Origin of the sequence: Devosia sp., from assembly GCF_041917035.1 — a bacterium.
Lineage (GTDB): Bacteria > Pseudomonadota > Alphaproteobacteria > Rhizobiales > Devosiaceae > Devosia_A.
In genome coordinates this window covers 22630-44795 of record NZ_JAYRYM010000005.1, presented here as the reverse complement: position 1 = coordinate 44795, position 22166 = coordinate 22630, and the positions used below count along the sequence as shown (strand labels likewise).

Sequence of the window (22166 nt, the reverse complement as noted above, 5' to 3'; positions counted from 1 at the left end):
CGAAATCGTCGATGGCGATGCCGATGCCGTGACGGCGCAGGTCCGAGATGGTCTCCAGCACACGACCGCCGCGATCAACGAGCACGCTTTCGGTGATCTCGATGTCGAGCCGCCCGGGCGGCAGGCCCGAGCTGCCGAGGGCTGCCGCAACGGCCCCCGATACATCCGAGACCTGCAACTGCACGGCCGAGATATTGACGGCCAGCTTGCCGGTCCAGTCCCACCCGGAGACGATGCGGCAGGCCTCCTGCAGGACAAAGACGCCGATCGGGACAATCAGGCCGGTCTCTTCGGCGAGAGGGATGAAATCGGCTGGAGACACGGAGCCGAGTTCCGGATCCTCCCAGCGGACCAGCGCCTCCACTCCGACCAGTTCCCCGTCGCTCAGGCGGACCTGCGGCTGGAACACCACCGACAGGTTGCCGTGGGCCAGCGCCTGCCGCAGACCGGCATCGATCTTGCGCCGGCGGCTGATCGCCTGCTCGAGGACATCGGTGTAGACGAGGACCCCGCGCAGATGGTCGCGCCGCGCCTCGTCGAGCGCCAGTTCGGCCCGCTGCAACAGCCGTTCGGCCGGCCCAACTCCGGTGACGGCGCCGATTGCCACGTCGACATGCACGGAGTGGCCCGCCAGACCCAAGGCCGGGCGCAGCGCATTGCGGATCAACGGTCCGAAGGCGGCGAGCGCCGGGCCATCCGTCGGCCGGGTCAGCGCTACCGCGAAGATGTCGCGCTCGATCAGGGCCAGTTCACCCAGCTGCAACTCGGCAAGCCGGCTGGCGATGATTCGCAGCGCCTCGTCGTGAACATCCTGTCCGAGGGCGCCGCGCACTTGCCCCAGACGCAGGATGCCGAGAGCGAGGAGCGTGGTTTCGCCCGTCTCGCTCTTGTCCAGAAGGGCCTCGAGCAGGCCACGCCGCGACTTGAGCCCGGTGACCTCGTCATGCCGGGCGAGATAGGCGAGACGCGCTTGGGCCCGCTGCCGGGCGGCGAACTCGACGAGGAACGCATCGAGCAGACGCAGCGCGAGCAGGAACAGAACGGCGACATGAAAGCTGGCCGTCGACAGCATCACGCCGGCTTCGGCCTTGAGCAGCAGCGCGGCCCCTTCCATTCCCGCCATCACCAGCGCGGCGGCGGGGACGGAAGGACCCAGCTTCAGCCTGCGGCCGAACGGCGCCAGCCCGATGGCGAGCAGGAGTGCCACCGCGAGCCCCGGCCATGGTCCCCATTGGCTGAGCGGCATGCCGGCCTTCAGCGTCTCGGTGGCCAGCGCCTGGATCAGCGGGCCGGCGAGAAATCCGAAGCGCGGCACGGCGAACTGGTCGCGCAGTTCGATCGCGCTGGCGCCGATGATCGCCTGCCGGCCGGCGATCTGCTGCGGCGGCACCCGACCATCGATCAGGTCGGCGACCGAGATCCTCGCGATGCTGTGCGGATCGATGCCGTAGTCGATCAGCACGTCGGCCGTGCGCAAGGGCTGGGCGGCCAGCGCGGCGGCGAGCGAGGGAAGAATGGCGCCGTCGACGGCAAGCCCGAGCGGCACGCGATCGACTAGGCCCTGGGGATCGGTCTCGACATTGACGAGGACCGGCACCGCCTCGGCGAGGAAGGGCGCAATCGGCTGATTGAGTACGATACGCCCGCTGGCGCCGTCCGGCTGCTCGAAGGCGGCAAGATAGGTGAAGCCGCCGGCCCGGCCGAGCGCGGCGGTGAAGGCGGCGTCCGCCGACTCGGTGGAGCGGGTGCTGAAGTCGATGTCGAAGGCGACATCCCGGGCTCCCAGGTCCATCAGCCGGTCGAGAATCTCGCCATGGAGATCCCGCGGCCATGGCCAGACGCCGATCCGCGCGAGGCTCGAACTGTCGATATCGACGAAGACCAGGTCATCACTGGCCATCCGGTTGGTGAGGCCAAAGCGAATGTCGTCGAGCACCCGGTCGATCGAGGCGAAGATGCCGGTGGCGCCAACAAAGAACACCACCGCGACCAGCGCCGCCGCAACAATTGATCGAAAGAGGGCCGCCACCGGGGATCCGCATGCAGAACCAGAGACGTCCACTCTAGCCCGGGCCGGCCTTCGCGAACGTTAACCGAAGCGGCGCGCCGCCTCGAGTGCCAGCCCTAGCCCGACGCTGCCGAAGGCATCGGTTTCAACCACACGTGACTCTGGCAACTGGCGGCGCAGCAGGTCGCCGACCGCCGGCACTCGGGTCGAGCCGCCGGTCAGGATGAGCGTCTCGATGCGGCTGGCTTGGATGCCGGCGGCGACCAGCGCAGACGCGATGGTCGCCGCGATCGCCGCTGTTGGCCCGGCCAGCGCGGCGTCGAGGTCCTCGATGCCGATCGGGGTGGCGAGCGCAACGTCCCGCGTCGAGAAGCGGAACTCGGTGCTGGGGGCGTCGCTGAGCGCAATCTTGGCTTCCTCCACCCGCCCGGCCAGCCGGTGCCCCAGCCGGCCCTCGACCAGCGCCACCAGCCGCGCCACGAGGTCGGGAAACCGCGCCTCCTTCTGCGTCGAGCGAAGCTCGGCGAGTGACCTCGTATTGTAGAGCCGGTTGATCCGGTGCCAGGTGGCCAGGTCATAGTATGGCGCGGACGGCAGCGGCCGCTTGCCGTCAGCGGTCTCGGTGCCGTAGCCGAGCAGCGGCATCACCCGCCTGAGCGACAGCAGCCGGTCGAAATCGGTACCGCCTACATGCACGCCGGCCGTCGCGAGGAGGTCGGGCCGCCGGTCGGCGGCGCGCGCCCGCTCCGGCGACAGGCGGATGATGGTGAAGTCCGAGGTTCCGCCGCCAATGTCGGCGACCAGTGCCAGTTCTTCCCCGGCCACCTGCTGCTCATAGTCAAGCGCCGCCGCGATCGGTTCGTACTGGAACTCGACGTGCCGATAGCCGAGGGCGCGGACGGCGCCCTCGAGTTGCCGCTGCGCCTCGGCGTCGGCGCGCGGGTCGTCGTCGACGAACTGCACCGGACGCCCGCAGACGATCTGCGTGAGTGGCCCGCCCTGTACGGCCTCGGCCCGCCGCTTCAGTTCGCCCAGGAACGTGCCGAGGATATCGGAAAAGGCAAGAGCCTGCCGCTTGACCCGCGTGGTGTCGCTGAACAGCGCCGTGCCGAGCACCGACTTGATCGAGCGCAGCAGCCGGCCGTCGCCGCCTCCGACATACTCGCCGATGGCCTGCCGGCCGAAATAGGTACGGTCGTCCTCGAACGAATAGAACACCGCCGAGGGGATGGTCGGCCTGCCGTCCTCGAGCGGTAACAGCACCGGGGGCCGGCCGCCGGCAGCGACCGCTATGGTGGAGTTGGAGGTGCCGAAATCCATGCCGCAGTGGGTTTGCGTCATCGTCAACCTCCCGACTCGACGAAAAGACAACGGCCGCCGGTGGGCGGCCGCTGCGCAGGGCCGGCCTCTCTAGGAGGCCGGCCGGGCATCGTCAATAGGCGAGATCAGGCGCCGAAGAAGGTCGAGGGGAGGACGCCGATCAGGGTCGCCAGCGAGCGCACCACCTCGAGCGGCACGTTGGTGCCGGTGAAGCTGCCGGACGCATCCACCTTCATCGGCGTGGTGATCTTCTCGCCGTCGACCTCGACGGTCACCATGGAGGAGTTCTTCATGATGATCTGGCCGGTGATGCCGTCCACCGCCGCGAAGAGGTCGGCGTTGAGGTCTGTCGAGGCGAACAGCGCATCGTCGCCGATCAGCTCGGTCGAGGGCAGCGTCAGGGTCAGGTCGTACTGGGTCTGGCCGGCGACGCCGGGGGTATCGGTGAAGGGCATGTTGCCCTTGAGTTCGTAGGTCTTGCCGTCGCAATCGGCGGTCAGCGCCATGAACCAAGAATAGGTCTGGTAGGCGAACACCATGTTGCCCGACCAGGTGCAGCCCTTGTCGGACGGCAGCCCGGCTCCCGGGATGAACACGCGGTTGAGGTCGACCGTGTCGACTGCGCTGTTGATCGGGCCGGTGGTATCGCCGGTGACCTTCTTGAGCACCGCCTGCGTGAGGCCGGCGGCACCGGTGGAGGTCAGTTCCGGCTTGAGGTTGAGGGAACCGGCGAACTTCTTGGTGTCCGAGGGGACCTTGCCGACGGCCAGGTAGTTGACGCTGAGCGCCGTGGCGTCGGTCAGGCCATCGGCGGCAACGGTATACTGGCCGAGGTACTGGGTGCGCGGCAGCTGCTGCTTGTTGGCCGGGTTGATGATGGCGCCGTTGCCGCCGACGGCGCAGGCCTTATCCTTGCGCACGATGAGCAGTTCGGTGCGTCCGGCAGTGCAGTCGATCTCGAGGGTAGTGGCCACCTGCGCGTCGGACAGCGTCACGACGAAATGGTCCTGCTTCTTGGGGTCACGCAGGGTCGGCATGTCGGCGATGGCGGCGAAGCTGACGACGCTGGGCGGCGGCGTCTGCGCCGTGGAATAGGCGGTGAGGCCGAGCAGCGCGATGCCGGCGAGCGCAAGTCGAATCATGGGATTCCTCCAGGAGGTGGGGCGTTGTCGTGCAGTACGCGTCACTCGCTGCGGCAAGGCAAACCTACTTGCCGGGCCCCGCCGCCAGCCGCGTCAGGAAATACTCTATGCCGGCGCAACTGAATAACCGCTGAACGGCAACGGCGTTCTTTGCCCGACCCGCTCATCATTTCGGTAATACTGGCAGTCGCGACGGCGCGGCACACGGACGGCTGGGGGTTGGTCCGATCGCGCCTGCCGGGTACAGTCCGGGCACGAACGTGGGTGAATGGGATGCATATCCGAGTGAGCGAGGCAGGCTTCGATCCGGGTGCGGAGACGAATGCCTTCATCACCGCGACGCTGGGCGCCGGAGCAGTCGTCACGTTCACCGGACTCGTACGCTCGTCGGCGAGTGACGCGGTGGAGACGCTGACGCTCGAGTGCTACCCCGAACTGGCCGTGGCGCAGATCGAGAAGGCTGTCGGCCAGGCCACGGCCCGCTTCGGCCTGCTGAGGGCAGCGGTCATTCACCGCTACGGCACGCTGCAGCCGGGCGAACCGATCGTCCAGGTAATGACGCTGGCCGCGCATCGCGCCGCCGCCTTCGAGGCGGCCGATTTCCTGATGGACTACCTCAAGACCGATGCCCCGTTCTGGAAAAAGGAGACCGTCGAGGGCGGCGAGCGCTGGGTAGAGGCGCGCGAGGCGGACGAGGCGGCACGGCGGCGATGGACGGGCGACGGCGACTGACGCCACCCGAGACGGCGCGCCCCTCGCGGCGCGCATGACACAGATCAAGTGCAATCGCCGGTGGTCGCCATAGTCTTCCGGAACTGTGGAGGACTGCCTCGTGAGCACGCGACTGAGCGACATGACACCCCGGGTCGACCTGGGCCACGACCTCGGCACCGGCCCGGTGCGGGCGCGTCGGCCGGTCTATGTCGACCTGATGCCCCCCTGCAACAACGCCTGCCCGGCCGGCGAGAACATCCAGGGCTGGCTGGCTCTGGCGCAGGCCGGCAGGTACCGCGAGGCCTGGGACATGCTGGTTGCCGACAATCCGCTGCCCGCGGTTCACGGCCGGGTCTGCTACCACCCGTGCGAAAGTGCCTGCAACCGGGGCGAGGTCGATGCCCCGGTCGGCATCCACGCCGTGGAGCGCTTTCTGGGCGATCTGGCCAACAGCGAGAACTGGGGATTCCGGATCGCGGCGCCGGCAAGCGGCCGCCGGGTGCTGGTCGTCGGAGGCGGGCCGTCGGGACTGTCGGCGGCCTACCACCTGGCGCGCCTCGGGCACACCGTCGAGATCCACGAAGCGGGGCCCGTCGCCGGCGGCATGATGCATTTCGGCATACCGGCGTACCGGCTGCCGCGCACCGACCTCAGTCGCGACGTCGCCCGCATCGAGGCGCTGGGCGTCACCATCCTGACCAACCGCAAGGTCACCGACCTCGCGGCAACAAAGGCCGAGGGCGGCTTTGACGCAGTCTTCCTCGCCATCGGCGCGGGGGTGGGCAAGCATGTCGACATTCCGGCCCGCGACGCCGCGAAGGTGCTCGATGCGGTCAGCCTTCTGCACGACACCAGCGCGGGCGCCCCACCGCTGCTCGGCCGGCGCGTGGTCGTCTATGGCGGCGGCAATACCGCGATGGATGCGGCGCGCACCGCGCGCCGGCTGGGCGCGACCGAGGCACTGATCGTCTACAGGCGCGACCGAGCCCACATGCCTGCGCAGGCCTTCGAGGCCGACGAGGCGCTGGAGGAAGGTGTCAAGATCCGCTGGCTGACGACCATCAAGCAGATCTCCGGGGCCGACCTTACCGTCGAGCGCATGGCTCTCGACGGTGACGGACGGCCGCAGCCGACGGGCGAGTTCGAAACGCTCAGCGCCGACGCATTGGTCCTGGCCCTCGGCCAGGCGACGGACGCGGGCTTCCTGCGCCGGCTGCCGGGAATCGGCTTCACCGCCGAGGGAGCGATCGAGGTCGGGCCGGACATGATGACCGGGGAGGCGGGGATTTTTGCCGGCGGCGACATGGTGCCGGGTCCGCAGTCGGTGACCCAGGCCGTCGGGCACGGCAAGCGCGCGGCGCGCCACATCGACGCCTTCCTGCGCCAGGCGAGCTACGTGCATCCGCCGCGGCCGGCACTGGCCGAGTTCGGCATGCTGCACCTGCCCGTCTACGCCGATGCCGACCCCAATCCGCAGCGTACCCTGGCTGCCGCCGAGCGACTCGCCGGCTTTGCAGAGATCGTCGGCGGGCTGAGCGAGGGCGAGATCCGCTACGAGGCACAGCGCTGCTACTCGTGCGGCAATTGCTACGAGTGCGACGGCTGCTACGCCGCCTGCCCGGAGCAGGCCATCGTCAAGCTCGGGCCGGGACGACGCTATGCGGTCGAGTACGACAAATGCACCGGCTGCGCCGCCTGCTTCGAGCAGTGCCCCTGCCACGCCATCGCCATGCTTCCGGAGGCGGCCGATGCCTGACACCCTCAATACGCGGGCGACGATGGATGGGAATGCCGCGGTGGCGCACGTCGCCTACCGGGTCAACGAGGTCTGCGCCATATACCCCATCACCCCGTCCTCGACCATGGCGGAACTGGCCGACGAATGGTCGTCGGCCGGCCTGACGAACATCTGGGGCAATGTCCCGGTGATCCAGGAGATGCAGAGCGAGGCCGGCGCCGCCGGCACGCTGCACGGGTCGCTGCAGGCCGGGGCCATGACCACGACCTTCACGGCTTCGCAGGGGCTGATGCTGATGCTGCCCAACATGTTCAAGATCGCCGGGGAACTGACCTCGACCGTCTTTCATGTCGCGGCTCGCTCGCTCGCCACGCAGGCACTGTCGATCTTCGGTGATCATTCCGACGTGATGGCGGTACGGTCAACGGGCTTTGCCCTGCTCGCCTCGGGCTCGGTGCAGGAAGCGCACGACATGGCGCTCGTCGCGCAGGCGGCGACGCTGCGCTCCCGTGTGCCGTTCCTCCACTTCTTCGACGGCTTCCGAACCTCGCACGAGGTCAATACGCTCGAGCTGCTGAGCGACCCGCAAATCCGCGCCATGATCGACGACGAGCTGGTGCACGCCCACCGAGCCCGTGCCCTCAATCCCGAGCGTCCGTTCATTCGGGGCACGGCGCAGAACCCCGACGTCTTCTTCCAGGGGCGGGAGGCCGCCAATTCCTTCCACGCACGTGTTCCGGAGACGGTGCAGGCGACGATGGACGATTTCGCGCGGTTGACCGGACGTGCCTACAGGCTGTTCGACTACGATGGTGCTCCCGATGCCGAGCGGGTTGTCGTCATCATGGGGTCGGGCGCCGAGGTTGTCGGCGAGGCGGCCGCCGACCTGCGCCGCCACGGCGCCAAGGTTGGGGTGCTGACAGTCCGTCTCTACCGCCCGTTCTCCGCGCAACACCTGCTCGCGGCCCTGCCGGCCAGCTGTCGCGCGCTGGCCGTCCTCGATCGCGCCAAGGAGCCGGGTGCTGCGGGAGAGCCGTTGTACCTCGATATCGTCGCGGCGCTCGCCGAGGCCGTTGCGCGCGGCCAGCGTCCGTCCCTGCCGCGGATGATCGGCGGCCGCTACGGGTTGTCGTCGAAGGATTTCGACCCGGCCCAGGCCAAGGCGGTGTTCGATGCCCTCGATGCCGCCGAGCCGAATCACGGCTTCACCGTCGGCATCAGCGACGACGTCACCCACCTGAGCCTCCCCGTCGATCGCAGCTATGCCACCGAGGCGGACGACGTGGTGCGCGCCGTGTTCTACGGCCTGGGTGCCGATGGCACGGTCGGGGCCAACAAGAACAGCGTCAAGATCATTGCCGAGGAGACGCCGCACTTCGCGCAGGGCTATTTCGTCTACGATTCCCACAAGTCGGGGGCGCAGACCGTGTCGCACCTGCGCTTCGGGCCGAGGCCGATCCGCTCGCCCTACCTCATCCGCTCGGCAGGCTTTGTTGCCTGCCATCAGTTCCAGTTCGTGAAGCGTTCCGACGTGCTGCGCCTCGCGGCACCCGGCGCGACCTTCCTGCTCAACAGTCCGTTCGGTCCGGACGAGGTGTGGGACGAACTGCCCCGCACCATGCAGCAGGATATCATCGACAAGCGGCTCCGCTTCTTCGTCATCGACGCGACGACGGCCGCCGCCGAGGTCGGCCTCAAGAACCGTACCAATACGATCCTCCAGACCTGCTTCTTCGCCATTTCCGGCGTGTTGCCGCGCGCCGATGCCATCGCGGCGATCAAGCACAGCATCGAAAAGACCTATGGCCGGAAGGGTCGCCGGGTGGTCGAACAGAACTTCGCGGCGGTCGACGGCGCGCTGGCGCGCCTCCACGAGGTTGCGGTGCCCGCTGTCGCGACCGGTACGTTGTATCGTTCGCCGGCCGTGCCCGATAGCGCCCCGGACTTCGTCCGCAGGGTGACCGCGAAGATGATGGAGGGACTGGGCGACGACATCCCGGTGAGCGCCATGCCGGTCGATGGGACGTTTCCCTCCGGTACCGCGGCATTCGAGAAGCGCAATATCGCCGACGAGGTCCCTGTCTGGCTCTCCGACCTCTGCATCCAGTGCGGTCAGTGCAGTTTCGTCTGCCCGCACAGCGTCATCCGCGCCAAGTACTACGACCACAGCAAGCTGGCCGGCGCACCGGACGGCTTCAGGCACGCGCCGGTCACGGCGCGCGGCTATCCGGGCACCTCGTTTTCGCTGCAGTTCTACCTCGAGGACTGCACCGGCTGCGGTTTGTGCGTCGAGGCGTGCCCGGCGCAGAGCCAGATCGAGCCGGGCGTCAAGGCCATCAACCTCGCACCCAAGGCGGATCTCGCAGAAAAGGAGCGGGACAGCATCGCCTTCTTCGAGACATTGCCGGTCAACGATCGGGCGCGGGTGGATTTCGCCAATGTCCGCGGCGTGCAGTTCCTCGAGCCGCTGTTCGAGTTCTCGGGCGCCTGCGCCGGCTGTGGCGAGACCCCCTATCTCAAGCTCCTGTCACAGCTCTTCGGCGACCGTCTGATGATCGCCAATGCCACCGGCTGCTCCTCGATCTATGGTGGCAACCTGCCGGTGACCCCCTGGACCACGAACACCGAGGGTCGCGGGCCGGCCTGGTCGAACTCGCTGTTCGAGGACAATGCCGAGTTCGGGCTCGGCTTCCGTATCGCCGCCGACACGCATCTGGAACTGGCCCGCTCGCTGCTGCGTGGTCTCGCGCCGGACCTCGGCGACGCGCTGGTCGAGGCCACCCTCGCCGCGCCTCAGATCCAGGAATCCGAGATCCGTGCGCAGCGCATCCGGGTGGCCGAACTGAAGACCCGGTTGCTCAAGCTCGAGGCGCAGAGCCAGGCGGCGCGCGATCTGCTCTCGGTGGTCGATCACCTGGTGCGGCGCAGCGTATGGATCGTCGGCGGCGACGGCTGGGCCTACGATATCGGCTATGGCGGGCTCGACCACGTGCTGGCCAGCGGCCGCAACGTCAACATCCTGGTGCTCGACACCGAGGTCTATTCCAATACCGGCGGCCAGGCCTCCAAGGCCACCCCGCTCGGCGCCATCGCCAAGTTCGCCGCGGCCGGCAAGCGCACGGCGCGCAAGGACCTCGCCCTGCAGGCCATGGCCTACGGCAACGTCTACGTGGCGCAGGTGGCGATGGGCGCCAACCCGCAGCAGACGCTGCAGGCCTTCCGCGAGGCCGAGGCCTATGACGGGCCATCGCTGATCCTCGCCTACAGCCACTGCATCGCGCACGGCTTTGAGCTGAGGAACGGCCTCGCTCAGCAGGACAAGGCGGTGGCCAGCGGCTACTGGCCGCTGCTGCGCTACGATCCGGCGATGCGCGACATCGGCGAAGCGCCGTTCCGGCTGGATTCGCCGCGCCCGACGCTGCCCTTCAAGGACTATGCGTATAACGAACTGCGCTACCGGGCGCTGGCGGCGACGCGTCCGGCAGAGGCGGAAGCCCTGCTCGGAGAGGCCCAGCGGGCCATTCTCGACAAGTACCGCACCTATGAGGATTTCGCCCGGATGGAAGCCGGCCCCGGCCCGTCGAGGTCGACCCTCGGCGCCGGCAAGGCCTGACGGAGACGCGCCCATGGACCTCTCGACCCGCTATCTCGGCCTGACGCTTCGGAGCCCGCTGGTCGCCAGCGCCAGCCCGCTCAACCGATCGCTCGATACCATTCGCCGGCTCGAAGACTGCGGCGCCGGCGCGGTCGTGCTGCCCTCGATCTTCGAAGAGCAGATCACCCACGAGCAGGAGGTGATGGATGCCCTGATGACTACCGGCATCGACAGCTTCGGGGAGGCGCTGAGCTACTTCCCGAGCCAGTCGAGCTATGCCTTCGATATCGAGCGGCATCTCGATCTGATCGAGCGGGCCAGCAGCGCCGTCGACATCCCGGTGATCGCTAGCCTCAACGGCGTTACCGATCACGGCTGGATCGAGCATGCCCGCGCCGTCGAGCGGGCCGGGGCCGGGGCAATCGAACTCAACATCTACTTCATACCGACCGACCTGGCGCTCTCCGGGGCCGAGGTCGAGACGCGCTACCTCGACGTGTTGAGGGCGGTGAAGGGCAGCGTCTCCATCCCGGTGGCGGTCAAGATCGGCCCATATTTCAGCGCCCCGGGCCACATGGCGCTGCGGCTCGCGGAGGCAGGCGCCGATGGCCTGGTGCTGTTCAACCGCTTCTACGAGCCCGACATCGACGTGGCGCGGCTCACGCTGGTTCCGAGCCTCGAGCTGTCGCGGCCCGATGAAATGCGTCTGCCGCTGCTGTGGATCGCCATTCTGGCGGGGCGCGTGAAGGCATCACTGGCCGCCACCTCCGGCGTCGAGACCGCCGACGATGTCGTCAAGTACCTCCTCGCCGGGGCTGACGTCGTTATGACCACCTCCGCGCTGCTGCGGCACGGCGTGGGGCATATGCGGACGCTCGTCACCGAACTCGGCCAGTGGCTCGCGGCGCGAGGCCTCGAGTCGGCCGATGCCGTAAGGGGCAGGATGAGCCACGGCGCCATGGCCAACCCGGAGGCCTTCGAGCGGGCCAACTACATCCGGGTGCTGCAGAGCTATCGGAACCGATAGACGCCCATCTGAGCGCTGTGCCCACGGATCACGTCGCGCGCAGCAGCCGCCGCCAGATCAGCACGCTTGCCCCGAGCGCCAGCGCGATGGCGGCGAGCGCCGGTGCCCAACCCGCCTCCGCGCCGAACAGCACGTCGTGCATCCGCCGGCCAGGAAGCAGCGTGAAGGCCCCGGTGAGGATCAGCGCGAAGAAATACAGCCCCTGCATTGTCGCGCGGTGGCGGCGCACGTCACCGCGGCGAATCTGGCGGATGCCTTCGACGATCCCGACGAAGGTGACGATGGAGAACAGGTGGATCGGACTGAACGGACCGATCATACGGATCTCGTTGATGAACAGGGCCGACCCGGCGGTGATCAGCATCAGGGCGGCCCAGACGCGCCCCAGCGTCCGGTGCAGCCGGGTCCCCTTGCGGTTGAACAGCACCAGGGCGCCGAGAAACAGCGCGCTGAGGGCGACGGCAGCGTGCAGCTGCACGGCGAGCGGGGCGTCGAGCAGTGGAGTGAGAGACATGATTTGTGTTCCGAGGGACGTGCGGTTGGACTTGCGCCGCAGTCCCTCCCCCACCTAGTTGTGAGAGGCAAACGCCCATTCGCTAAGCGACGGACAGATACGTGAACGGCAAGGCCCTGCAGATCACGCTTCGCGAAATGCAGCGGCATTTCTCCGATCCGCGAATCCTCGTCGGCCTCGTGGTCGTCGGCGCGCTGCTCGGCATCACCGGACCCTTCGGCACCTTTGCCTCGCTCGAAACCGTGCCCCGGCTCGCCTACTGGCTGGCCGTGGCAGTCGGCACCTACGGAACCGGCATGCTGGTCAGCCTGTTCATCATCAATGCCTTCGGCATGACCATCCGCGCGGCCTGGGCGCGGGTGCTGGTGTTCGGCACGATTACAGGCGTGCCGGTGACGCTGGTGGTGCTGCTGCTCAACATGGTGACCTTCGGCGCCGGCTGGCGGCACGCCATCGATCCCATGACTCTGTGGCTGGACAGCACGCTCGTCGGCTTCGGCGTGATGGCCATCTCCGAAATCCTCGGCGGCTCGCTGCGACGGCCCACCGAGACCGAGGCCGCCGCGAACGCTGCTGCTCCATCATCACCTGCCATTCTCGAGCGGGTGCCTCTGCCGCAGCGCGGCGCCCTCTGGGCGCTGATCGTGCAGGACCACTATGTCGAGGTGCTCACCGAACGCGGCCGGACGCTGGTCCTGATGCGGTTATCCGATGCGATCCGGGAAACCGCGGGCGTCCGCGGTCTGCAAATCCACCGGTCGCACTGGGTGGCGCTTGAGGCGGTGCGACGGGTCGTGCGTGAGGATGGCAAGCCCGCGGCAGAACTGCCGGACGGGCGCCGGCTCGGCATCAGCCGCAGCTATCTCGCCGCGGCGCGCGAGGCCGGCCTCGTCTGAGCCCGCGCGGGCAGTCCCGCTCTCTCAGGGACCGGAGGCCGCGAACACATCGACGCGCGGCCAGATCGGGCGGGTCAGCTTGCGGTAGTCGGTGACGCGCGGATCGTCGGGATAGGGCCCCGGCACCCGGGCGTAGAGGACCTCCCGCGCGATCGGCGCGAAGCCGGCGTAGAAGTGGTTGGTCGACTTGACCAACAGGAGCTGCTTGCCGGCGTAGTCGATGCCGAGATTGCTGAAGATGTCCGGCTCGAAGGTCTGCGTGCGATTGGTGTTGAGAATGATGTCGATCTCTGTGCCGACGATGCGCACCACGGCGGCCACGCCGAGCGGCACCTGCGACTTGCCGAAGCTCTGCCAGCCGGACCCGGTGGTCCGCAGCACCTCGACACGGGCATCTATTGGCAGCCCGGAGGCACTGCCGGCCTTGCCGCCGAAGCGCAGGTCGAGCACGGCGCCTTCGCCGGCAGCAAGCGCGAAGGCGGCAGCCTGCGGGTCCCAGATGGTCGCGACGCCGACGCGGTCGAGCCCCGAAGCGATGATGGCCCTGAGGGCCACCGTGTTGTCGCCGGCCACCCCGCCGCCGGGGTTGTCCCAGACGTCGGCGACCACAAATGGCTCCGTGCCCGGACCAGCGGCCGCGATATGGGCCAGCGTGTCCTCGACGCTGCGCATCGGCATGGTGGTGCGACCGCGATAGGACTGGATTTCCCGGCCAAGCCGCTCGGCCAGGGCGGCCCCCTTGAGCGGGGCATTGTCGGTCACCACCATGACGCGCGAGCCCAGTTCGGGCACGTCGGAGGCCATGAAGCCGTGGATGAAGCTCACCGAGAGGACATCGTCCTTGCCGTGGAGCGCGATCATCCGGTCGACGAACGAGCGCATCGGCTCGCGGCTGGTCGGGTAGACCTCGATCATCTGGCAGTCGAACGTCGAGATCACCGGCCGGATCTCGCCGCGTGCGGCGCGCAGCGCCAGATCCACCACATGCTCTGCGCGTTCGAAGAAGTCGGTGTGCGGGAACTCGAGGAAACTCGCGAGAATGTCGGAGTTGGCCACACGCCTGGGGGTCAGGTGGCTGTGCGGATCGAGTTCTGCCGCGACGATCACCCCTGGGCCGACGATCTGCCGGACCCTCTCGAGGAGATCGCCCTCGCAGTCGTCGTAGCCGCTCGCCACCATGGCGCCGTGCAGGCCGAGGACCACCGCATCGACCGGCAGGGCGTGCCGCAATTGGGAGAGGATCTCGTCGCGCAGCGTCTCGTAGACGTCGCGGCGGATCAGGCCGCCCGGCTCGGCCCAGGTCGCCGTCCCCTCGATGAGGGTGAACCCTTCCGCCGCGGCGCGCTGGCGCAGCACAACGATGCATGAAGAACACAGGGTGGGCGTCTCGGGATGTTCGCCGGGCGCCGCGTAGAAGGTGTTCTTGAACGACGCCATGTCGGTGGGGACGGGCGAGAACGTGTTGGTCTCGGTGGCGAGTGAGGCGGTGAAGACGCGCATGGGAAATTGCCGATGTAAGTGAGCTATTTGACGGCGCCGAGGGCAAGACCGCGGACAAGGTAGCGCTGCAGCCAGGCAAAGACGATGGCCACGGGGATGGTGGCGACGAAGGCAGCGGCCATCACGTGGTGCCACTCCACCGTGTAGCGGCCGGCGACCAGCGAGAAGACCTGGATCGGCAGCGTGTAGCCGGCCTGGTTGCGCAGCATGGTCAGGGCGATGACGAACTCGTTCCAGGCATTGATGAACGAGAAGATGGCGGTGACCACCATGGCCGGCAGGGCCAGCGGCAGGAACACCCGGCGCAGCGCCTGCCAGGGGGTCGCTCCCTCCATCCAGGCCGCCTCCTCGAGGTCCTTGGGGATGGTCGAGAAGTAGCTCTGCAGCATCCAGACCGAGAAGGCGATGTTGAAGGTGGCATAGACGAAGACCACGGCATTGAGATTGTCGAGCATCTTGAGCGCGACGAGCAGGCGGAACAGCCCGATGACCAGCACGATCGGCGACAGCATCTGGCTGACCAGCAGGAACTGCTGCACGAAGCCGCGCCCGGTGAAGCGGAAGCGGCTCAGGGCGTAGGCCGCAGGGATAGAGACGAGGAGCGACAACAGGGTCGAGAGCACGGAAACGTAGATCGAGTTCCACAGCGCCGCGCCGAATCGCGTCGCCTCCCACATGCTGACGAAGTTCTGCCACTGCGGCGCGCTCGGCCACCAGGTGGGCTTGAGCACCTCGGTAGCGGGTTTGATCGCGGTGACGAACATCACCGCGAACGGGAACAGCACCGCCACGATCAGCGGCGAGAGCAGCAACCAGGAGACGATGCTGCGGCGGGCCTTGCGAGACAGGGCCATCAGCGTTCTCCCCGCATGGCAAGGCGCACATAGAGGATGGTGAAGACCAGCAGGAGCGCGAACATCATCAACGAGAGCGCCGAAGCCTCGCCGAGCTTACCGAAGGAGAAACCGAGCTTGTAGAGGTAGGTGACGAGGATGTCGGTCGAGTTGGCGGGACCGCCCTGCGTCGTCGCCCAGATGATGGGAAAGGAGTTGAACACGTTGATGGTGTTCATCACCACGGCGATGTTGATGAACGGACGCAGCAATGGCAGCGTGATGGCGACGAAGATCTGCCAGTCGCTGGCCCCTTCGAGGCGAGCCGCCTCGTACAGATCGTCCGGGATCGAGGACAGGCCGCCGAGGAAGATCGTGGTGGTGAACGGGATCGAGACCAGGATGCCGATGGCGATCTGCACCGGGAAAGCCGTGCCGGCCTGCGCCAGCCACTGGATGTTCTCGTCGATCAGCCCGAGGCCCTTGAGGGCCGAGTTGAGCATGCCGCTCTCCCCGCTCAGCGCCCAGCGCCAGACGATGGCGGTCATGGTGAGCGAGACCGCCCAGGGCAGCATGATGATGATGCGGGCGAGGCCCCGGCCGTGAAAATCCTCATTGAGGATCATGGCGACGGGAATCGACACGAGGATGGTGCCGACGACGATGCCGACGGTCCAGATCACCGTGCGCCACGAGGCGCTGAGAAACTGCGGATCGGACAGCACCGCAGCGAAATTCTCGAGCCCGGAGAAGCCCTTCAGCTGGCCGAAGCGGTTGACGCTGTTGAGCGAGATTTCCCCTATCTGGAACAGCGGCCACAGGATGATGAATGCGGCTAGGAGGAACGCGGGCGCGATCAGCACGTAGGGGTTGGTGAAGATCGAGCGGTTCATGCAGCGTCCTTCGTGGCCGGGCCGGCGGGCGGGGTGCGGCCGGACCCGAAGGCCCGACCGCGGGAGGAACTGCGAGTTACTTGTTGGCGGCGATGATGCCGTCGATCTCGGCGGCGGCGGCGTCGAGCGTCGCCTTGATCTCACCCTCGCCGAGGTAGATCTTCTGCAGCGCGCTGGAGGTCACCGCGGCGATCTCTTCCCAGCCCGGGATCACCGGAGCGAAGCGGGCGTCGGGGAGCAGTGCCGTGAAAGCCTTGAGGTCGGCGTTGTCGGCAAAGGCCGGCGAGGCGGCGACTTCCTTGTTCACCGGCAGGAAGCCTTCACCGCCCGTGAACTCGGCGCGCAGCGGGGTGGTGAAGATGTAGTCGAGGAACTTCCAGGCGGTGTCCTTGTTCTGGCTGTTCTCGAACATGATGATCGAGTCGGTGACGCCATAGGTGCCGCGGGCGCCGTCGGGGCCGGCGGGAATGGCGGTAACGCCGTATTGCAGGTCCGGCGCCTCTTCCTTGATCTGGCTGGACAGGAAGGGCGCGGTAACCATCATGCCAACCCGGCCCTGCTTGAACAGGTTCTGCACATCCTCGCGGTTGAGCGAGGTGACGCCCGGTTCGGTCAGGCCCTCGTCGATCAGCGACTTGTACAGTTCAGCCGCCTTGTAGGCGGCGTCGGTGTCGAGACCAGAGGTGCCGTCGGCGTCGATCAGGTTGCCGCCATAGGACCAGAACGCGTAGTAGAAATACACGTCGGTCTCGATTTCCTTGCCCTGCATGCCATAGCCGTAGACATCGCCGCCGATGGCCTTGATCTTGGCCGCGGCGGCCTTCAGGTCCTCCCAGGTCGCCGGGGGTTCGGCGATGCCGGCCTGCTCGAACAGGGACTTGTTATAGTACATGGCGCGCGCCGAGGCCGCGATCGGCAGGCCGTAGGTCTTGCCGTCCATGACCGACGGGCTGAGGAAGGTGTCGATGAAGCGGCCCTTGAACTCGTCGGTGATGTAGCCATCGAGCGGCGCGGCGACGCCCTGGCTCACGTAGTCGATCAGCCAGCGCGTGCCGATGATGGCGAGGTCGGCGTTGGCGCCTCCCGAAATGTCGGTGGTCAGCTTCTGCTGCAGCACGTCCCACGGCACGACTTCGATCTGGATGTCGGTGCCCGGGTTCGCCGCCTCGAACGCGGTGGCCGCCTTCTCGAAATAGGGGCCGGTCTTCGAGCTGTACTCGGCGACGGTGACGCGCACCGTCTGCGCATAGGCGGCGCTGGCCAGCGCGATCGCGGCGACGCTGCCCACGGCAGCGACTTTCAACCAATGCAACGACATGATCTTCCCTTCCAGGTTCTTGTGGGCGTGAAGGTCCCGCGCCATGCGCCGGCAGCCTCACCCCTGGCGGTAGATTTTTTCATATCGGCGGCACTTTCAAGTGAAATGTGACATTCGTGTTGCTTTATTACATTTCAAGGCTAGCCTGCTGTCAGCCGTCACGATCGGAGGTCCGCCATGGCCGAACTCAGCCTGCGCAACATTGCCAAGCGCTATGGCAGTACGACGGTGCTGGAGAATGTCTCGCTCGACGTCGCCGATGGCGAGTTCATCGTCCTCGTCGGCCCCTCCGGCTGCGGCAAGTCTACCCTGCTGCGCATGATTGCGGGGCTCGAGGAAATCTCGGGCGGCGATCTCGACATCGGTGGCGTGCGCACCAACGACGTGCCGCCGCAGCGGCGCGACATCTCGATGGTCTTCCAGTCCTACGCGCTGTTCCCGCACATGAATATCAGGAACAACATCACCTTCGGCCCGCGGGTACGGCGAGAGGCGGCAGTCGATACCGACAGGGCGCTCGGACGCGCCGCCGACATCCTCAATCTCTCCAACTATCTCGACCGCACCCCAGGGCAATTGTCCGGCGGCCAGCGCCAGCGCGTCGCCATGGGGCGCTCGATCGTGCGCAATCCCAAGGTGTTCCTGTTCGACGAGCCGCTCAGCAACCTCGACGCCAAGCTCAGGGTGCAGATGCGCACGGAGATCAAGGCGCTGCACCAGAAGCTCGGCACCACCATTGTCTACGTGACGCACGACCAGATCGAGGCGATGACCATGGCCGACCGGATCGTGGTGATGAATGCCGGGCGCATCGAGCAGATCGGCGCGCCGCTGGAACTCTACGACCGGCCGGCCAATGTCTTCGTCGCGAGCTTCATCGGGTCACCGGCGATGAGCTTCGTTTCCGGCACCTATCGCAGCCGCGACATCGGTGCCGTGGTCGAACTGGCGGACGGCGCGCTGCTGCCCGTCCACCCCGTGCGGGCCACGGACGGTACCGCGGTCGAGGTCGGCATCCGGCCCGAGAACTATCAGTTCGCCGAAGGCGGCCCGCTCAAGCTCGAGGTCGAGGTCGTGGAACCCACCGGCCCCGAGACGCATGTCTTCGGGCGCATGGCCGGCAAGGAGGTGCGCTGTGTCTTCCGCATCCGGCTCGACCCGGCGCCGGGCAGCACGCTGCAACTCGGTGCGGCACCCGACAATATCCACCTGTTCGATGCGACGAGCGGCGAGCGACTGAGCGGCGCGGGCAGCGAACGGCCGTGAGGCGCAACGGTGCCACGATTGTCGACGATGGTCGGCGCATCGACATCATCGCGCGGCTGCGCTCGCGCCTGGGCGAGGGGCACCGGGCCGAGGCCCAGCTGATCGAGTGCATTCTCGCCGACCTGCACTTCGCCACAACCGCGCCGATCGGCGACATCGCAAGGCGAGCTCTGGTCAGCGAGCCGACCGTGACGCGCCTCGCGCGGTCACTGGGCTTTCACAACACCCGCGACATGAAGGTGCACCTGGCGCAGGCCCTCGCCACCGGTGGCGCCTATCTGCGGGCGCACGAGTCCAATTCGGAAGGCCAGCACAGCTCCAACCAGGTGGTGGCGACGATCTGTGGCCGTGCCCATGCCGCCCTCGACCTGATCAGCGTGGCGCTGGCCCGGGTCGACATGACGGCGCTCGGGAAGCTGATCGCCGGGGCCTCCCGGGTCACCTGCTACGGCACCGGCGGCAACTCGTCGATGGCGGCAGTCGAGCTGCAGAACCGGCTGTTCCGACTGGGCCTGAACTCGAACGCCTACGCCGATCCGCAGCTGCAGTCGATGAGCGCCTCGGTGGCCGACGGGCGCTCGGTCATCGTGGCATTCTCGACCTCGGGGCGCGCCCGATCCGTGCTCGAGGCGGTGGCCGTCGCCCGCCAGTACGACGCCGTCTGCATCGGCGTCACCGCTCCGGACTCCCCGTTGGCGAGAGCTGTGCAACACCTCGTGCCATTCGTCTTCGAGGAAGATCAGAACCTCTACAAACCCTCCTCGTCGCGCTTTGCCATGCTTGCGGTCGTCGATATCCTTGCCATGGCCGCGGCCGAGGCCATCGGGCCGGACGTGCTCGAACGGCTGCGCCGGGTGCGCCAGAGCCTCACGGCAATCCGGTCCGAGGGCCCGATGCAGCCGATCGGCGATTGAGCGCGACACCCGGTCCGCTTGCTGGGTCGGGGCGGATTCCGCTAGGGTTTCCGGTATCAGGGTCCCGACCGGGAGTATCGCCGGGTGCCGAGCGGCGAAGTCATCCAGTTCTCCGGCGAGGTCCGCCCGGCGGAGCTCGAAACCCAGATCATCCGACGTCGACTGCTCGATCGCATTCTGGGTGCGGCCGTACCGATCGTGGTTCTCGATGCTCCCGCAGGGCTCGGCAAGTCGGTGTTGCTGCGGCAACTGGGGCGACAGCTGGGGGTCGCTGTCTGTCGCGGCCCGCGTCCCGATGGCGAGGGAGACCCGTTGCTGTGGGACCTCGTCGACGCGGACGTCCGGCCGCTGCTGCCCGAGGCCTTCGTCGCCGGGGAGCGGCGGCTGGTGATCGCCAAACGCCCACGACAGGAGATTCCGGGCCTTGCGCGCGCCATGGCCTACGGGCAGGTTCTGGTCCTCACGGAGGCCGACCTGCGCCTCACGATCGAGGACCTTTCCCCGGCGATGTCACCGCGGGCGGCCAGGCGCGTGCTCGAGCAGACGGGCGGCTGGCCGCTGCTGCTGCGCGCCGCGGGCCTCGATGGCGCGGTGCTGCAGGCGTTCCTCAGCGAAGAGGTCCTGGCTTCGCTCGGCTCCCACGAGCTGTTCGACCTGCGCGACCGTGTCGGATCGGCAGAGGCGGGCCTCCTGCCCTTGCCGCCGGCGCTGAGCGATCCCGTCAGCAGAGCGGTGAATGCCATCTTGGTCGAGCGCGCCGGCGATCCGACCGAAGCCCGCCAGATCGCGGTGGCCCATGACCGGCGCGGCGAGGTCACCGAGGCGATCCTGTGCTATCAGCGCGCCGGGTGCCTAGCTGAGGCGCTCGAGGCCTTCGAGCGGGGCTGGGGCCGCTTCTACCTCTATCACTTCGGTCCCGATGCCTTTGCACGGGTACTCGCGGGCTTCCCCGAGTCCTTCGCGCAGAGCAATGACACCCTGGTCATGAGCCTCGCCATGCAGGCCCTCAAGAGTGGCGAGATCGCCCGGGCCCGGCGCCTGCTCGCCGATCGCTTCGGGCCGCAGGTCAACGACCTCGGTACCGTCTTCGTCGAGCGCCACCGCTACAGCACCGATTTCCTCGCCTTCCGCGTGATCATGATGATCTACGAGGACTATCAGCTCACCGACGAGCTGTTCGGGCTGGTCTTCGACATGTTCCAATACTTCCCGGTCGATGCCCACCTGGTGCGGGGCAGTTTCTACAACTCGGTCCTGGAGTTCTATATCCGTCGGCGGCGCTTTGCCGCCGCCGAGGATGTGGCCAACCATGCGCTGCATCACTACGAGCAGGCCGGCGCGCCGATGCTGGCTTTCTATATCAGCCTGCACCGCGCGATCATCCACCTGATGATGGGCGACGCCCTGAACGCGCGCCGGCATGCCGGCCAGGCCGAGACCTATCTCGCCAGTGTCCGGTTCGACAGTCCCGGCGACTGGCGGCTGCTCGGGCTGCTGCGCGCCTGCATCGACTACGAAGGGGGAAGGGCCGAACCGCTGGCCCGCTTCCTCAGCACGCAGCTCGACGACTTCGTGCATGGCGAGATCTGGCCGAGTCTCATCGAGTTCGCCCTGCAATATGGCAGCCAGGCGCTCAGCGAGCACTTCTCGACCATCGCCGCCCGCAGCTTCCTCGACCGCTGGCGGGTCTACCAGGTCCGCAACCGACAGTTCGGCATGATGATCGAGATGCGCGAGGCGGCAATCCTGCAGAATGCCAACCGATGGCAGGAGGCGGTCGAAAAGCTGTCCGCCGTCCCCTCGCGGATCACCCGCGCCTGGGTTGCCGCGGCGACCGACGAGCTGTCGCGGCTGCAGGATCGCGACGAGATCATGCTGTGCCTGTCCTGGCTGCGGCACCTCGTCAACGAGGCTCCCGCGCGGGCGGGGCTCGACCGCCAGCTCGTCGCCACGCTCGAAAACCTCAACCTGACCGGCCGGCAGCGACTGAGCGTCGAGATCTGGCTGGCCTTCGTCAGCAAGCGCCAGAGCAACCTTTCGAGGGCACGGGCCCTGCTGCAGAAGGTCTTCGAGCAGGCTGCGCGGCTCGACGCCATTGCGCCGCTGGCCGAGGAGCGGCACTTCCTCAGCGAACTCATCGAACATCAGCGCATCGGACAGTATCTCGACAGCTCCTCGCCAGTGCGACAGGTGTTGCGACGCCTGCGCGACGCCGGCCTGCCGAACTCGCCGCTCGGGGTGCAGAGCGGCCTGTCGCGGCGCGAAACCAAGGTGTTGCTGATGATCGCCGAAGGGGCGTCGAACAAGTTCATCGCCAACGCCCTGGGTCTGAGCGAGGCAACGATCAAGTTCCACCTCGGCAACGTCTATCGCAAGCTCGGCTGCGGCCGGCGTCGCGAGGCCATCACCGCGGCGCGTGCGTTGGGTTTGGTGCGGTGATCGGCTCGGGAAACCTAGCCATCTTGGGTAAAAACCTAGACGTCTGACG

The 22166-nt window shown here is 67.5% G+C and carries 16 protein-coding genes; 8 read left to right on the top strand and 8 right to left on the bottom strand.

Annotated elements, in window-relative coordinates:
- The 3 genes from ACE3TU_RS01630 to ACE3TU_RS01620 all read right to left on the bottom strand — a co-directional run.
- On the bottom strand, positions 1 to 2029 hold a 2029-nt coding region (locus ACE3TU_RS01630), incomplete at its 3' end, for an EAL domain-containing protein (RefSeq protein WP_374619354.1).
- A 60-nt stretch (positions 2030 to 2089) separates the two neighbouring features.
- Positions 2090 to 3349 (bottom strand): Hsp70 family protein, encoded by a 1260-nt coding sequence (locus ACE3TU_RS01625; protein WP_374619351.1) that lies wholly within the window; start codon positions 3347 to 3349, stop codon positions 2090 to 2092.
- Between the two features lie 104 nt (positions 3350 to 3453).
- On the bottom strand, positions 3454 to 4470 hold the full coding sequence (locus ACE3TU_RS01620; protein WP_374619349.1) for a hypothetical protein: 1017 nt from the start codon (positions 4468 to 4470) through the stop codon (positions 3454 to 3456).
- Positions 4471 to 4743: 273 nt separating this feature from the next.
- On the opposite strand from ACE3TU_RS01620, the gene ACE3TU_RS01615 reads away from it, so the two are divergent.
- The 4 genes from ACE3TU_RS01615 to ACE3TU_RS01600 all read left to right on the top strand — a co-directional run bounded on the left by ACE3TU_RS01615 (position 4744) and on the right by ACE3TU_RS01600 (position 11544).
- Positions 4744 to 5202 (top strand): molybdenum cofactor biosynthesis protein MoaE, encoded by a 459-nt coding sequence (locus ACE3TU_RS01615; protein ID WP_374619346.1) that lies wholly within the window; start codon positions 4744 to 4746, stop codon positions 5200 to 5202.
- 100 nt (positions 5203 to 5302) lie between these two features.
- Positions 5303 to 6940: an NAD(P)-binding protein gene (locus ACE3TU_RS01610; RefSeq protein WP_374619343.1), complete on the top strand. Its 1638-nt coding sequence runs from the start codon at positions 5303 to 5305 to the stop codon at positions 6938 to 6940.
- Entirely contained in the window at positions 6933 to 10535 is a 3603-nt protein-coding gene (nifJ, locus tag ACE3TU_RS01605) for a pyruvate:ferredoxin (flavodoxin) oxidoreductase (RefSeq protein ID WP_374619341.1), read from the top strand. The genes ACE3TU_RS01610 and nifJ overlap by 8 nt, the downstream gene beginning before the upstream one ends.
- Before the next feature lie 13 nt (positions 10536 to 10548).
- Complete coding sequence (locus tag ACE3TU_RS01600) at positions 10549 to 11544, top strand: dihydroorotate dehydrogenase-like protein (RefSeq protein ID WP_374619339.1); 996 nt, start codon at positions 10549 to 10551, stop codon at positions 11542 to 11544.
- 28 nt (positions 11545 to 11572) lie between these two features.
- On the opposite strand, the gene ACE3TU_RS01595 is transcribed toward ACE3TU_RS01600, so the two are convergent.
- Positions 11573 to 12058, bottom strand: a complete 486-nt coding sequence (locus ACE3TU_RS01595; RefSeq protein WP_374619336.1) for a DUF2306 domain-containing protein — start codon at positions 12056 to 12058, stop codon at positions 11573 to 11575.
- Positions 12059 to 12159: 101 nt separating this feature from the next.
- Between ACE3TU_RS01595 and ACE3TU_RS01590 the strand changes: the two genes are divergently transcribed.
- A complete protein-coding gene (locus tag ACE3TU_RS01590) occupies positions 12160 to 12954 on the top strand; it encodes a LytTR family DNA-binding domain-containing protein (protein WP_374619334.1) in 795 nt (264 codons plus the stop codon).
- A 24-nt stretch (positions 12955 to 12978) separates the two neighbouring features.
- Here the strand turns inward: ACE3TU_RS01590 and ACE3TU_RS01585 are convergent, their stop codons facing one another.
- From ACE3TU_RS01585 to ACE3TU_RS01570, 4 genes are all read right to left on the bottom strand, one after another.
- Positions 12979 to 14454 carry a M81 family metallopeptidase gene (locus ACE3TU_RS01585; RefSeq protein ID WP_374619331.1) on the bottom strand — a complete coding sequence of 492 codons (1476 nt, stop codon included), beginning with the start codon at positions 14452 to 14454 and terminating at the stop codon, positions 12979 to 12981.
- Between the two features lie 23 nt (positions 14455 to 14477).
- On the bottom strand, positions 14478 to 15308 hold the full coding sequence (locus ACE3TU_RS01580) for a carbohydrate ABC transporter permease (RefSeq protein WP_374619329.1): 831 nt from the start codon (positions 15306 to 15308) through the stop codon (positions 14478 to 14480).
- Complete coding sequence (locus ACE3TU_RS01575; RefSeq protein WP_374619327.1) at positions 15308 to 16180, bottom strand: carbohydrate ABC transporter permease; 873 nt, start codon at positions 16178 to 16180, stop codon at positions 15308 to 15310. The genes ACE3TU_RS01580 and ACE3TU_RS01575 overlap by 1 nt, the downstream gene beginning before the upstream one ends.
- A gap of 76 nt (positions 16181 to 16256) precedes the next feature.
- The gene (locus tag ACE3TU_RS01570) at positions 16257 to 17498 is read right to left on the bottom strand and encodes a sugar ABC transporter substrate-binding protein (protein WP_374619325.1); all 1242 of its coding nucleotides are present in this window, start codon (positions 17496 to 17498) and stop codon (positions 16257 to 16259) included.
- 177 nt (positions 17499 to 17675) lie between these two features.
- Between ACE3TU_RS01570 and ACE3TU_RS01565 the strand changes: the two genes are divergently transcribed.
- The 3 genes from ACE3TU_RS01565 to ACE3TU_RS01555 all read left to right on the top strand — a co-directional run bounded on the left by ACE3TU_RS01565 (position 17676) and on the right by ACE3TU_RS01555 (position 22117).
- On the top strand, positions 17676 to 18764 hold the full coding sequence (locus ACE3TU_RS01565; protein WP_374619323.1) for an ABC transporter ATP-binding protein: 1089 nt from the start codon (positions 17676 to 17678) through the stop codon (positions 18762 to 18764).
- Positions 18761 to 19678, top strand: a complete 918-nt coding sequence (locus tag ACE3TU_RS01560) for a MurR/RpiR family transcriptional regulator (RefSeq protein WP_374619320.1) — start codon at positions 18761 to 18763, stop codon at positions 19676 to 19678. The genes ACE3TU_RS01565 and ACE3TU_RS01560 overlap by 4 nt, the downstream gene beginning before the upstream one ends.
- Positions 19679 to 19762: 84 nt before the next feature.
- The gene (locus ACE3TU_RS01555) at positions 19763 to 22117 is read left to right on the top strand and encodes a LuxR C-terminal-related transcriptional regulator (protein WP_374619317.1); all 2355 of its coding nucleotides are present in this window, start codon (positions 19763 to 19765) and stop codon (positions 22115 to 22117) included.
- The last annotated feature ends 49 nt before the right edge of the window (positions 22118 to 22166 follow it).